At 59.5% G+C, this 13181-nt stretch carries 11 protein-coding genes; 8 read left to right on the top strand and 3 right to left on the bottom strand.

Annotated features, from left to right (window positions below; all coding sequences use genetic code 11):
• The first annotated feature begins 14 nt into the window (after positions 1-14).
• Positions 15-602, top strand: a complete 588-nt coding sequence (locus FNL56_RS27045; protein ID WP_168204702.1) for a helix-turn-helix domain-containing protein — start codon at positions 15-17, stop codon at positions 600-602.
• Between the two features lie 1377 nt (positions 603-1979).
• On the opposite strand, the gene FNL56_RS27040 is transcribed toward FNL56_RS27045, so the two are convergent.
• On the bottom strand, positions 1980-4148 hold the full coding sequence (locus FNL56_RS27040) for an acetate--CoA ligase family protein (RefSeq protein WP_143578474.1): 2169 nt from the start codon (positions 4146-4148) through the stop codon (positions 1980-1982).
• 231 nt (positions 4149-4379) lie between these two features.
• On the opposite strand from FNL56_RS27040, the gene FNL56_RS27035 reads away from it, so the two are divergent.
• The 3 genes from FNL56_RS27035 (at position 4380) to FNL56_RS27025 (ending at position 7712) form a co-directional block, all read left to right on the top strand.
• Positions 4380-5360: a Bug family tripartite tricarboxylate transporter substrate binding protein gene (locus tag FNL56_RS27035; RefSeq protein WP_143578473.1), complete on the top strand. Its 981-nt coding sequence runs from the start codon at positions 4380-4382 to the stop codon at positions 5358-5360.
• 81 nt (positions 5361-5441) lie between these two features.
• Positions 5442-6236, top strand: a complete 795-nt coding sequence (locus FNL56_RS27030) for a class II aldolase/adducin family protein (protein ID WP_143582488.1) — start codon at positions 5442-5444, stop codon at positions 6234-6236.
• Between the two features lie 114 nt (positions 6237-6350).
• Positions 6351-7712, top strand: coding sequence for an IS1182 family transposase (locus tag FNL56_RS27025; RefSeq protein ID WP_143579312.1), 1362 nt, complete (start codon positions 6351-6353; stop codon positions 7710-7712).
• A gap of 853 nt (positions 7713-8565) precedes the next feature.
• Here the strand turns inward: FNL56_RS27025 and FNL56_RS27020 are convergent.
• Both FNL56_RS27020 and FNL56_RS27015 read right to left on the bottom strand, forming a co-directional pair.
• Positions 8566-9687 (bottom strand): sensor histidine kinase, encoded by a 1122-nt coding sequence (locus tag FNL56_RS27020; protein ID WP_143578471.1) that lies wholly within the window; start codon positions 9685-9687, stop codon positions 8566-8568.
• A gap of 177 nt (positions 9688-9864) precedes the next feature.
• Positions 9865-9993 (bottom strand): winged helix-turn-helix domain-containing protein, encoded by a 129-nt coding sequence (locus FNL56_RS27015; RefSeq protein WP_210245443.1) that lies wholly within the window; start codon positions 9991-9993, stop codon positions 9865-9867.
• A gap of 619 nt (positions 9994-10612) precedes the next feature.
• Here FNL56_RS27015 and FNL56_RS27010 point away from each other — a divergent pair.
• The 4 genes from FNL56_RS27010 (at position 10613) to FNL56_RS26995 (ending at position 13168) form a co-directional block, all read left to right on the top strand.
• Positions 10613-11404: a ferritin-like domain-containing protein gene (locus tag FNL56_RS27010; protein WP_143578470.1), complete on the top strand. Its 792-nt coding sequence runs from the start codon at positions 10613-10615 to the stop codon at positions 11402-11404.
• Between the two features lie 11 nt (positions 11405-11415).
• Positions 11416-12204 carry a ferritin-like domain-containing protein gene (locus tag FNL56_RS27005; protein WP_143578469.1) on the top strand — a complete coding sequence of 263 codons (789 nt, stop codon included), beginning with the start codon at positions 11416-11418 and terminating at the stop codon, positions 12202-12204.
• Between the two features lie 84 nt (positions 12205-12288).
• Positions 12289-12501 carry a twin-arginine translocase TatA/TatE family subunit gene (locus FNL56_RS27000; protein WP_143578468.1) on the top strand — a complete coding sequence of 71 codons (213 nt, stop codon included), beginning with the start codon at positions 12289-12291 and terminating at the stop codon, positions 12499-12501.
• 328 nt (positions 12502-12829) lie between these two features.
• Positions 12830-13168, top strand: coding sequence for an invasion associated locus B family protein (locus tag FNL56_RS26995; protein ID WP_168203045.1), 339 nt, complete (start codon positions 12830-12832; stop codon positions 13166-13168).
• The last annotated feature ends 13 nt before the right edge of the window (positions 13169-13181 follow it).

The raw sequence follows: 13181 nt of genomic DNA, 5'->3' as shown, positions 1-13181 counted from the left end.
CTAAGGCGCGAAAAGTGCTCTTGCTGGCAATCGCCACCTACGCCGACGAAAACGGGTTTTGCTGGCCGGCTCAGGAGACGCTCGCCAAGGACACCGAGATGTCCGTCGATACTGTTCAGCGTCAGCTCAAGATCCTTGAGAACCAGAAAACCCTCACGCGCGAACATATGCCAAAACGACGCGGCCAGTGGCGTGGTTACTGCTATCGCCTGAATATGGGCTCAAACGTGATGGTCGCCGCGCCAAAACCTGAGAAACCGTCGGCACGAATGCGGCCCGCCCACACCGCATCGAGCACTGAGACCGAGCCGCATAGCTTGCGGCATAAACCTTCAATGGAACCTTCACCTGAAACTTCAATGGGACACACATCCACGGGAATTGTCAGGCGGCAGGCTGCCTTTCAAAGGAAATACGAAGGAATCGAGATCGTTCAGCATCGCGTCGCGTCACGCATTGGAAGCGATGGCTGGCTTATCTTGGGTGAGATGAGCGACAGCGAGCTTGCTCGGGTGTCCGGGCTTGAGCGCCATGGCGAGTTGGACGATGAGAAACTAGCGGAAGCTGTTCTCAGAGTCCGGGTGACGAAGCGGCCAACATGATGGAACCTCCGCCCTTGGCTGCGAAAGGCGCGCTTAGCGAGAAGGGGCGTTGCCCTCGCGCTCCATCTGTCCGTCCGGTGCCGCGTACTTCTGGCGGTTCTGCTGCGGAACGGCCAGAAGACTACGGCGAACGTCCAACCTTGCCTGCGTCGGCTTGCGCAGACAATCTGAAGCAGCAGACCGTTCCGCGTCGGAAAGGATGCTCCCGTCCGGCGCTGGTCGCTGAAGTCGCGACGGTGCGTCCGGGCGAAACACCCCTAGATAACAGCTCGGGCCAAATGGACGACCGACGTCGACAGTCGCGCGGTCGCCCCATCGTCGCATCTGAGGAGTTGTCAAAACTCTAGGGGCAGGGGCATCGGACCGGTTAGGGTGGTTCACACGGAAAGAAACAAAAGCTCAATACAGAAAGCCATCCGTGCGTGGCGCGGCAAGGCGCGAGACCTCAGATAGCGTTGCTGACGGAAGCGGCTGTAGCAACCGGTAAAAACGTTTTACAGGTTGCTCCCATGGGGGCGGAAGTCGCGAGCCTTCGAGATTACATCCACTCCCGCCAGAGAGGGGGGGTGGTCAAAACTCTGAGGGGTAGGGGCATCGGACCGGTTAGGGTGTTTCATTTAGAGAAAGTCTGACCTCAAGACAAAAAGCCCATCAGCGAGCACGCCGGTAATTACAGTGCCAATAGCGGCGTCGGACTGGCTAGGCTGCTCACGCAGGAAGAAATGGAAGCTCAATGTATAAAGCCATCCGTTTCTAACGCGGCAACCCACTCGTGATTTTAGCGCTGATCATGTTGCGCGTGCCCGACGCGGAGCTTGCGCTCTTGGCGATCGATCGCAATCCTGGTCAAGTTTGCCTCTCGGAGGGGGGGTATCAAAACTCTACGGCCTAGGGGCATCGGACCGGCTAGGGTGTTTCATTTAGAGAAAGTCTGACCTCAAGACAAAAAGCCCATCAGCGAGCACGCCGGTAATTACAGTGCCAATAGCGGCGTCGGACTGGCTAGGCTGCTCACGCAGGAAGAAATGGAAGCTCAATGTATAAAGCCATCCGTTTCTAACGCGGCAACCCACTCGTGATTTTAGCGCTGATCATGTTGCGCGTGCCCGACGCGGAGCTTGCGCTCTTGGCGATCGATCGCAATCCTGGTCAAGTTTGCCTCTCGGAGGGGGGGTATCAAAACTCTACGGCCTAGGGGCATCGGACCGGTTAGGGTGCTTCACGTGCATGAATCCCACTTTTTTCAAAAGAAAAAGCCCACTCGCCGAGCGGAATTTTCTCAATGCGCCGGCGACCTCAGGCCGCTTGTGGCGCAAAGCGGACGCCGATGAGCAGCACCACAGCGGCGGTGCAAGGCCGGCTTGGCATCACAGTCTTCTATTCGGTTGGTCTTTTCACAATAAGCGCATCAACCGTGGTGATACGGTTCGCGCCACAGATCAACGGGTTGAAATCCATTTCCGCAATTGTCACGCGGTGATCGTCGGCGAGTTCCGACACGCGCGCCACAATCTCGCTGAGCGCATCGATATCGATCGCCGCGCTGCCGCGAAAGCCGGTCAGCAATGCTGCGCCCTTCAGACCGATAACCATGCGTCGCGCCTCTGCGGCTGAGACAGGAGCGATTGCAATGGCGACGTCTTTCAGCAGTTCGACTAGAATTCCTCCCAGTCCGACCAACACCAACGGGCCGAACAGCGGATCGTTGCGCACGCCGACCATGACCTCCACGCCCTTAGGAATCATCGGTTGGACCAGCAGTCCGTTGATGCGCGGTGTCGGAACGATGGCGCGCGCGCGTTCGAACAGAAGACGCCCAGCATCGCGGACATCCTGCGCATTCTGCACGCTGAGGCTGACCACGCCGGCTTCCGTCTTGTGCATTATGTCCGGGCTCTCGATCTTGAGCACGACGGGATATCCCAGACGATCGGCTGCGACCACAGCATCATCGGCGGTCGCCACCACAGCCTCTTCGACCACGGGAATGCCGTAAGCGGCGGCGATGCGCTTGCTCTGGCTTTCGGTCAATGCCGCCTCGGCGGTGGCGTTCAGGATCTCGGCTGCGCGTCCTGCAGCTTCCGGTGGGGAGCACCGTGCGGCCTGCTTGTCGGGCACCATGTGACGCAAGCGTTCGCGCTGCTGCCAAGCAGCCAGGGTGGCAAAGCAGCGATCCATGCCAATGAACAACGCAAGATTGCTGTCTCGATGGGTTTCGATCGTACCCGGGCCGCCAAGCCAAGCCGGCGCCCAGACGTTACAAACGATCTTGCCATGTTTGGCGGCGGCGCGACCGAAGACGGGGAGCCGGGAGGTGGCGGATTCATAGGCATAAGCGTGCGACGTCACCATCGCGCCGAATTGCCCGTCAGCCATCAAAGCATCAACACAGGTATCCAGCGCGTCCATGTCGTTCATCAGTTGCGCGGTAACGTCGCAGGGATTTCGTGGCGAACCGAAGTCCGGCACGTGGGTCGCCAGCAGCTCGCGTGCGTGGGCAGCAGGTTGTGGCAACGGAATGCCGTGCAGTTCGGCCTTGTCTGCCGCCATTATAGTGGCGCCCCCAGAGGTCGCGATCACGGCAACGCCATCCGCTTTGGGAGGCGGCGCCTTCGCGAAGAACGCGGCGGTCTCGATCAGATATTCGAGCCGATCGACCTGGATGACCCCGGCGCGCGCGAACATTGCGGCATAGGCTTCGTTCGATCCCGCGAGCGAGCCGGTATGCGACATCGCCGCGCGCGCGCCTTCGTTACCAGTGGCCATCTTGTACATGATGACCGGCTTGTTGACAGACCACGCAAGTCGCAGGGCATGATCCATGCGCTGTGGATGTGCCATGCCTTCGAATACGCAGACGATCGCCTTACACGCAGGATCTTTTGCGAGGTAGGCGACATAGTCGGCGACGTCGACATCGGCCGAGTTTCCGGCGGTCAGGACATGACTGACCGCGACGCCAAGCTCGGCTGCCTGTGCCAGCGAGAAGCCGAGGGACCCTGACTGGCTGACAATGCCGATGGCATGCGGCAAAAGCGGGCGGCGTGCGGGCATGGCCGAGAACGTCAGGCCGGCACCGATGTCGTAGTTGAGAAGGCCGATCGTGTTGGGGCCGACGAGGCGCATATTCGCGCCACGCGCGAGGGCGACGATTCGACTCTGCTCGGCCACGCGATCGGGCTTTGCCGTTTCGGCGAGGCCGGACGCGACGATCACGACCCCGCCGACGCCTGCGCTCGCGCAATCCTGCACCACGCTCTCGACCATCTCCCGGGGCACGGCGACAAACACGCAGTCGGGCACTTCGCCGATGGCCTGTACCGATGGGAAACAAGGGCGGCCTGCCACGGACGTGGCGCGCGCATTCACTAGATGCACCGGGCCATCGAAGCTCTGCAAGTTCTCCATCGCGCGATTGCCGAATGAACCTTTGCGGTCGGAGGCGCCGACAATGGCGACGCTGCGCGGAGCGATCAATCGTCTGAGATCATCCCGGGCATAGGGCGTCAGGCGCGGGGCCAGAATCGGAGCGTCTGCTGTGGTCATGGGATCGTTCTCTCGCCAGTGAGGCTCGTCATTGAAGTGAGGCGAGCCTTCGCGTCACCATCCCATAGCAGCACGCCGCGTCAACCCATCGCAGTAATGTCGATTTGAGCGAGCCTGCATGCAGCACTGCAGAGTGGCTGCATCTTTGCGGAGGCCATGTTGTGTGCCACAGTCATTGGATTGCAAAAAGTCGACGCCGAATGGCGCGAGATATCAGGGAAGGAAGCTAATATGCCCACGCTTAATTTTTCTCGGGTGCTCGGAGGCATGGCGGTGGCGCTGCTGGCCTTCGCCGACACTCAAGCGCACGCGCAAGCCTATCCCGATCACAATATCACCCTCGTCGTTCCATTTCCGCCGGGCGGAACAACCGACATCGTCGGTCGTATTCTGGTCGAGCAACTCAGCGCGGACTTCGGAAAACAGGTCGTTATCGAAAATCGTGGCGGTGCCAGTACGTCGCTCGGCGCGCAGATGGTCGCCGGCGCAGATAAGGACGGCTATACGTTGCTGTTCGCCAGCGCAACGACCTTCACGACGAACCCACATCTGCTTCCCTCCATCAAGTACAAGCTGGAGGATTTCGCGCCGGTCGCGATGGTAGTGAAGGTGCCGTTCGCCTTCGTCGTCAAAAAGGACTTTCCCGCGGCCGACATCACGGCATTTCGCGCCTATGCGCTGGCCAATCCGGGCAAGGTCAATAACGCCACGAACGGACCGGGCAGCACGGTACATCTGATGGGCGAGATCGTGGCGCGCGGGCTCGGGGTCAAGTTCCAGCATGTGCATTATCGCGGCGCCGCGCCTGCGATGAACGATATGCTCGGAGGGATCGTCGACAGCAACGTAGAGGCGCTGACGAATTCAGCGCCAAACCACAAGGCCGGCATGTATCGCGCGTTGGCCGTGTTGTCGGAGCAGCGTCTGCCGCAGATGCCGGACGTGCCGACATTCAAGGAACTGGGCTACCCCCGCATTGTCGGTGAAACGTGGTTCGCGGTATTCGCGCCGGCCGGCACGCCTCAGCCCGTGCTGGACAAGCTCAGCACTTCAATCACACGCGTCGTGAACACGCCCAATTTCGCGAAGCGCATGGAAGCGATCGGCAACGTGCCATGGGCGATGACGCCGGTCGAACTTGGTGCCCATGTGGTGAGTGAACGGGAACGTCTGGGCAAGCTCATTCGCGACGCTAACATCATTCTGGAATAAAGGGCTGAGGAGGATCGCCGACTGCTTGCCTGTGGGGTGAGCGATCACTAACCTGCAGCAAAACAATCAAGGAAGAAACCTATGAATGCCGCCATCAGTGCACCGGCCGTTAAGGTCGTTCGATCGGTCCAGGATCAGGTCAGCCCGGAAGAATGGCAGTCGCGCGTCAACCTTGCGGCTTGTTATCGCCTGACCGCCATGTACGGCATGACTGAAATGATCGCCAATCACATCTCTTGCCGTGTTCCGGGCACGGAGAACGAGTTTCTTATTAATCCCTATGGCATGCTCTATGAGGAGATCGACGCGTCAAGCCTCGTCAAAATCGATGTCGATGGCAACGTCCTATTCAACGCGTCCGATTACGCTGTGAACGCGGCCGGCTTCGTAATCCATAGCGCGATCCATATGGCGCGCCATGATGTCGATTGCGTTGCGCATACGCATACGGTTGCCGGCATGGCCGTCTCTGCAATGGAGTGCGGGTTACTGCCGGTGGCGCAGACCTGCATGCGGTTCCTTCACGTCGCCTATCATGACTTCGAGGGCATCGCGGACAATCCTGAAGAGCGGGAGCGACTAGTTGCTCATCTCGGCAACCATGAAGCCATGGTGCTGCGCAATCACGGACTGCTCGTGGTCGGCAAGACGATTGCCGCGGCATTCAATGTGCTGTTTCGGATGGAGCGCGCTTGCGCGGTGCAGGTCGCAGCCCTGTCCTGCAACACCAAGCTGATCACGCCTCCGCAAGACGTCTTGCAGCAGACTTACGATCGTATGAAGCCGCGCGACAACGTGCCGGGCCTCAGTGGTGAACTGGCCTGGCCCGCGCTTCTCCGCAAGCTCGACCGGGTTGATTCGTCATATCGGAATTGATGGAGGCGGCAGCCATGTCCTGGATGGCCGCTCATGGCGGATTGTGTTGAAAAACCCTGGTTGAAGCCGAACGCGATCGCTGATTCACTAACGGTATTGACGGAGGCTGAATCGATGATGGGTCCCCAGCAGATTGATCAGGCGGCTCTGTTCTACGAGTTCTCGCTTGAGCGGCATGTGCCGGCCTCTCATCTTCTGAGGTCTATCGACCGCTTCGTCGATCTGTCGGGTATTCGGAGCGAGTTGGCGCCTTTCTACAGCTCGACAGGCCGGCCTTCGATCGATCCTGAACTGCTCGTGCGGATGCTGCTGGTCGGCTACTGCTATGGCATTCGTTCCGAGCGGCGGTTGTGTGAAGAGGTTCACCTAAACCTCGCTTATCGCTGGTTCTGCCGGCTCGGCCTCGATGGCGAAGTGCCGGATCATTCGACTTTCTCCAAGAACAGGCATGGTCGCTTCCGCGATTGCGACTTGCTGCGCAAGCTGTTCGAGACTGTCGTTCGTCGCTGTATGTCTGAGGGATTGGTCGACGGTACCGCCTTTGCGGTCGACGCCAGTCTGATCGCCGCCGACGCCAACAAGCAACGCTCGGCTGCGAGCGCCGATCAGCAGGACTGGGAGGGCCTTGCCAGAACCCGCCGGTCGGTCAGGGAATATCTCGAAACGCTTGATGAAGCGGCCTGGGGCACAGCAAGTGAGACGGTGCCGAAGTTCGTCTCAAGATCGGATCCGGCCGCGCAATGGACCGGCGCTCACAAGGGCCATGCCTTCTTCGCCTATGCCGACAACTACCTAATCGATCTGAAGGTTGCGATTATCGTCGACGTCGAAGCGACCCGCGCGATCCGACAAGCCGAGGTCGGCGCAGCACGCACGATGATCGACCGCACGGAAGAACGCCTCGGACTGCGCCCCGAGCGTCTGGCTGCCGATAGCGCTTATGGATCAGCCGAGATGCTGGGTTGGCTGGTCGACGAGCGCGCTATCGAGCCGCACATTCCGGTGTTTGACAAGTCAGCCCGTAACGATGGGACGTTCGCGCGGGACGACTTCGCCTACGATGCAGAGACCGACATCTATCGCTGCCCGGCAGGCAAAGTGCTGGCTTCTACCGGGACCTTGGTCAATGACGGAGCGACACTTCTCTATCGTGCGAGCAAGTATGACTGCGATATCTGCAAGCTCAAGCCACGGTGCTGTCCGAAGATGCCTTCCCGGAAGGTGCCGCGTTCCGTCTACGAGAGCGCAAGAGATGTGGCGCGCGGCATCGCCAGGACCGAGGCCTATGTGACGTCGCGACGTGAGCGCAAGAAGATCGAGATGCTGTTCGCGCACCTGAAGCGCATTCTGCGCCTCGACCGGCTCCGGCTGAGAGGACCTTACGGCGCTCACGACGAGTTCCTGCTCGCCGCTACCGCCCAGAACCTCCGAAGACTGGCAAAGCTGGTCCCGTCGCCCGCCCCAATGCCTGCCTAAGCCGAGACGAACTGACGCGCGCCTTGCTCACAGAAACGTCGCGAACAGTTGCGACGGCGACTTTTTCAACAAAATCGGCGCAAAGTGGACCGTCGAATACATCGAGCCATGGGAAGGACAAAAACTCTAACGAGCAGCGGCGGAGCGCAGGATGGACCGGTTAGGGTCGTTCATCCATAGAGAAACCAGAGCTTAATCGAGAAAGCCCACATACCATTTTAGACGTGTGCAAGCAGTTGAGCTGATCGCTGACGCGCGATCCGTCAAGCTTGCGAATTGCGACCATCTTGAGATGGGGCTGGATCTCTCGCTCACTCACGCTTGCGGTTGGTGGCGCAAAGGGGAGGGGGGCGTAAAAGTCTGTGCGATGGGGAAGGCTGGACCGGTTAGGGTGTTTTATACAGAAAAAGTCTGACCTCAATCCAGAAAGCCCACTGGCGAGCACAACGTGACCAGGGTGATAATAGGGGCTTCGGGCTGGTTAGGTTGCTTCGCATGGAAAGAAACAAAACCTCAATACAGAGAGCCATCCTTCCGTGACGCGGCAAGGTATAATATGCGAGCAGCCGGAGCAGCCTATAAAAACATTTTACAGGCTGCTCTAATGAGCTGAGGCTTAGCGCCTCCATGATCACTCACGCTCCAGCCTGAGAAGGGGGGTGGTCAAAACTCTAGGGGGCATCGGACCGGTTAGGGTGGTCCACACGCAAAAAGTTGTTTTTTTAATTAGAAAAGCCCACTTCTCAGGCGGGATATCAAACCGAGCCTTCAGAGGAATTAATACAGAAAGCCAACTCGCGTTTCGGGTACGCCGTCGACCACGGACAGCTTCTGACGCAAAGCCGCCATTCTATTATCCACGGGGAAAGAGCGCCGTGAAGGTCGTGCCGTGCTTCTCTGATGAGGCTACCTTGATCGTTCCGCCATGAGCGATGACGATCTCGTTCGTAATATATAAACCCAAACCCAAATTGTTCGACTGTAAGTGCGCGTCTTCACCTTCGCCGCTTCGAACCAGCGCGTCGAAGATTCTCGCAACTGCGCCCGGGGGAATGGGAACGCCGTCGTTGTGAATCGAAACGGTGACATCGGTCGTCTCGCCGTTGACGCTGACGCTGATGGGAAGATCCTTGAAGCCGTATTGCACGGCGTTGCCGAGCAGGTTCGAAAGGACCTGCCCGATGCGCGGCCTGTCCCAGTTTCCGTTGGTGTCGCCCGACACATCGACCGTGAATGTGCGCTCCGGATGAGCGGCACGCATCTCATCGACGAGTTGCCGCGCGACAAAGGCCATATCCATCTGAGCCCGGATGACCCGCAGGCCGGATCCTATGCGGGCTCTTGTGAGGTCCAGAAGTTGGTCAAGGATCTCGATTGCGCGGATTGAACTCAAAGAAATTTGAGATATCAGCATTCTCTGACGTTCGCTGAGCGCCCCAATTCGCCCGATCAGCTCCGCCGACATCGTCATGGCACCTATCGGATTGCGAAGATCGTGGCCAAGGATACCAAGAAAGAGATCGCGGGAGCGCTCGACCTTCAGGGAGTAATAGCTGATGGACTCCGTCAACTCCTGGTCGATGGCCTCATTAAACCGCGTCAAATCTACGATATCCTGCCGCGTAGTCTCCGTTGCCTGTGCCCCCCACAGCTTTATGACGCTCGCACGCAGTGCGCGATACTCGGAGACCATCTGATCCATGTTGAATCCGCCCGCCTGTCTAAGCGCGGCGTGAACTTCGGCTACGCTGTCGGTGGAATGCTTTGCGTTCATGCCTTGCGATTTTCTCACCTGCTCCGCATCCGTCTGCAGGCTATCAATGTCGTCGGCGATGAATTGAAGGATGTATTCGATGTGGTTGCGCAGTGAAAGCGGGCTCGCCGCTTCCGGCGACGGGGCCAATGTCCCAGCAAATGCTTCCCATTCGGCGATGATGGGCGCGGAGTTTTCCCGGATGAAGGTCGACAGGCGCATGATCAGCTTTCAAATATGTCGCAGGAGGGTAGGAAATCACGACCGTCTACCGGTCAGACTGGGCGGACTGGTGTCATGCGACCGCCGACGATCGCACGCGAGCCGCCACTGGGGGGGAGCGCCCGTGGGAGCCGAATATCGGCCGAGCGTAGCGGATTGGTCGATCAGCGACTGGTATCACTCGCAGGACAGCGCCTCTAACCTGGATCGATCGAGGATTTTGATCACGCCGCGCGAGAACGAGATGGTGCCGTCCTTCTGAAGTTGGTTGGGGTGGGAGCCGAAAAACGGGCCGATTACGGTCATGGAGCTCTCCTGAAAAGGCGGGAGTGCTACCGAACTCTCTGTCACCGTTAACAGCCTGGGGCGGACGGCGATGATGTAACAACACCCCAGATTTAGTCCGGTTCCGTACGGTGCCCCGGTAACGGTGGAATGGTGGGCTAGGCAAGGTGGTCGATCGACCATGCCGTCAGATCGTAAATTCCTCGATATATGACGATTATTCGGCGCAAATCCGCTCACTCGTCAGACATCGAAGGCGCCGTTCTGATCGGCTTTCTCGTTTTGAATCCGGAAAAAGTTGGGAAGCCGACATGCGGCTAAAAGCAGCCCACTTCATCGAAGAATTTGGTAGCTCGCTAAAAGCGACTGTGCTGCAGCGATTTTTGCAGTTCCTATAGATCCAGTGCTAGGCCCTTGGTGCCGCCTGCGGATTAGTTTCAAGTATATGTTGTCCTCCGGACCGAATAAGCGGGAACGTTAGATACAGCCGTTACTTTATCGTTGGATCGGATTTGCAAAGTAAGCGAACTTTCTTCGCTTCAGCTTCCTTCACCAAAAGCATTCGACGTCGAAGCCGAGCACGTTGCCGCCGGACGCTTGAACTCGATCAAAATTCACCCCTACGCTCATGGAGCAACAAATGACGGACACTCGAAACGTCTCGCAGGCGACCGTGCCTGGCGAGAAGACATCCGAAGGATTCGGCCGGCGTCGTTTTCTCGCCTGGTCGGGCACGGCACTCCTGGGCGCCGTCGCGCTCAGCGGCAGGCTGCCGGGCTTCAGCATCGAGCAGGCCCTGGCACAGACCCCGGGCGGCGCCGCGATGGCGAAGGCCGTCGATCTCGGCGAAGGCGACGTAGGCATCCTGAACTACGCCTACGCGCTGGAACAGCTCGAGGCGGCGTTCTACACCCAGGTCACCAAGACGCCCTACGCCAACATGTCGTCGGCGGACACCGCGGTCCTGACCGGCATCCGCGACCATGAGATCGCCCATCGCGATTTCTTCAAGGCCGCGCTCAAGAAGAACGCCATTCCCGCGCTCGATGTCGATTTCACCAAGATCGACTTCAACAGCCGCGACAGCGTGCTGACCACCGCCAAAACCTTCGAGGACCTCGGCGTCGCCGCATATAACGGCGCCGGCCAACTGCTGGAGAAGGCTGAATACCTGCTCCTCGCGGGCAAGATTGTCTCCGTCGAGGCGCGTCACGCGACCGCGATTCGCTACCTGATCGGCATGAAGGGCAGCGCCAGCGCCTCCAACGGCTCCGGCACCACTGTCGGCTCGAACACAGGCGGCGGCAACGCCTTCGACGATGCCGACGTCGTCAACGAGAAGGGCCTGGACCGTGCGCAGAAGCCGGCTGAAGTCCTCGCGACCGCCGGTCCGTTCGTGAAAACACCCATCACCGCCGACGATATCGGCTGAGGAGCAGAAACATGACAAACGAAAACACCATTCTCGCCGACATCGATCCGGAAATCGCCGCTCGCGTGTCTCAGCCCGGCTCGTTCAAAAACGCCGCACTCAAACTCGGCGTACTGGCCACGGCTCCCCTGGTCATCGCCGCCGCGTCGACGGCCGCGTTCGGGCAAGGTGCGCAGTTGCCCCGGAAGATCGCCGAGGTCCTGAACTTCGCCCTCACGCTCGAATACCTCGAGGACGAATTCTATCGGACCGCGCTCGCCAGCGACAAGCTGATCCCGTCCGAAACGCGTGCGACCTTCGAAACCATCGGCAAGCACGAAGCCGCGCACGTCGAGGTCCTGAAGGCCGCATTGGGAAGCCACGCGGTCAAGAAGCCGACCTTTGACTTCACCGCAAAGGGTGCGTTCGGCGACGTCTTCTCCAACTACAAGACGTTCCTGGCGGTCTCCCAGGCGCTCGAAGATACCGGTGTCCGGGCTTACAAGGGCCAGGCCGCCAACCTGAAGAGCTCAGACGAAATCCTGACGGTCGCGCTGCAGATCCACTCGGTAGAAGCGCGACATGCGGCACAGGTCCGGCTCATCCGCGGACAGACTGCCTGGATCGTCAGCAACTCCCGCGGCGACCTGCCGGAGGCCACGCAGGCGGTCTACGACGGCGAAGCCGACTTCATGCAGGGCGGCGCAGACATCAAGGATCTCGGCGGACTTTCCGCTGATTCGCTGTCCGGTGCGTTCGATGAGCCCCTGAGCAAGAGCAAAGTCCTCGCGATCGCCAAGCTGTTCATCAAGGCCGCGTAAGTCGTCCCCCGCGTTGGCCGAGATGAAACTGGGGTGGCGGGCGCTTGTCCGCCACCCTTCCTCTATATGCGAAGGAACGCTCCGATGGGCTCAATGAGCATCGTGCACTGGATGATCGTCGTCGGCGTCGTCGTGCTTCTGTTCGGCAAAGGTAAGATCTCCGGCCTGATGGGAGACGTGGCCCAGGGAATGAAATCGTTCAGAAAAGGACTTCAGGAGGATGACCCGGCTGAGACGCCGTCGCTCAAGACCCAGGCAAATCGTTCTGAGAATTCACCACCTGTCGCGAAATCCTGAAAAGTCGAAATCTCCCGCCGACGACAGAGGCGCGAGGAGCGGAGCGCGGGCCTACAGTAAGAAACGTTTTGGTAGACTTGATAATTTGATGATCGAGTTATTTTATAACGAATGATGTGCGAACGGCGGTGATTGCGTGAGACGACGATCTAGTTTTAAATGTGTTGGGTTGCAGGTTGTTGAACATAAGGCGCCAACTGCATCGGACCGATTAGTGTAGTCTGCTCGCGAAAAGTTTGATTCTTTCAATTCTAAAAGCACACTTGCCATGTGCGACGCCGAACGGCGCGCGCGCAAGCGATGCAGGCGCAAGGCCAGAAGGCCCCAATTGCGCAGATCGCCATCGGCCGCGCGTCCGCCGACGAGCCGCTCCGCGTCACCCTGGTCGTGCTGCCGGACCTGTCATTTCCGCAGCGCGCAGGCGACCGGCGACAATACCGGTTCGGCACTCGATCTGCCATGGCGGCGCTGCCTGCCAGGCGGCTGCTTCGCTGATGCCTTGGCCGCGGACGATGTGCTGAAGCGCTGGCGCGGCCTCACCGAACCGGGCCGCATCGTGTTGAAGAGTGCGTCGGGTCGCGAGGTGGCGCTTCCGCTGTCGTTCCGCGGCCTCGCTCCCGCCCTCGACGCCCTTGCGAAAGAGCGGGCGTGGGCTGCGTCGGCGTGACCTGCCCCTGCGG

The organism is Tardiphaga sp. vice304 (assembly GCF_007018905.1).
Classification (GTDB): domain Bacteria; phylum Pseudomonadota; class Alphaproteobacteria; order Rhizobiales; family Xanthobacteraceae; genus Tardiphaga.
Note: the sequence above shows the minus strand (reverse complement) of the source record. Positions and strands in the feature narration are given on the sequence as shown.